Origin of the sequence: Lactiplantibacillus sp. 7.2.4, from assembly GCF_018991185.1 — a bacterium.
Lineage (GTDB): Bacteria > Bacillota > Bacilli > Lactobacillales > Lactobacillaceae > Lactiplantibacillus > Lactiplantibacillus pentosus.
Genome location: NZ_JAGYGS010000169.1, coordinates 1 through 607, shown reverse-complemented (window position 1 = coordinate 607; position 607 = coordinate 1). Strand labels below are relative to the sequence as shown.

Below are 607 nucleotides of genomic sequence, written 5' to 3'. Positions count from 1 at the left end.
GATCCAGCGTTGTGGCAGTACTTCGAATTTATGAAGCTCATTGCGTTTAGCCACCTGGACGGTGGCGTTTAAATTAGTGTAAACATCAGCGGCAAAATTCGATCCAGTGTAGCCACCATCGACAAGAACCGATTTAACTTGCTGTAAATGCCCAGAATTTAGAGCTAACATGGCACTGGCTCCATTACGGTCGGAAACATTGGCCGTGGTGATGTGAATTGCTTGTGGTAAGCCGTTAATATCAACCGCTAGGTGGCGTTTGATGCCGGATATGCGTTTACCACCGTCGTAGCCGCGATGCTCAGCAGTATCGGTATTTTTAACGCTTTGTGCGTCAATGATTATGAAAGATGTTCTAGCCGAGCGTGACTGTTTTTCCCGTAGGGTAAAGACAATTTTTTTAAACACTGATCTAAGATTGATAGTTCATCAATAATCTGTTCCTCAGACCATACGCGATAATAGTAATAGACCAATTGCCAGCGAGGAAAATCAACTGGTAACTCGCGCCATTGACAGCCAGTTCTTAAAACATAGACAACTGCACAGAACAACTCATAAAGATCATACTTTCGAGGCCTCGTTGAACGCCGTGCAGCTTCTAAGT

General features: G+C 44.3%; 1 pseudogene. It reads right to left on the bottom strand.

Annotated features, from left to right (window positions below):
* A pseudogene (locus KGF70_RS17555) lies at positions 1 to 607 on the bottom strand (IS5 family transposase); the annotation flags it as partial.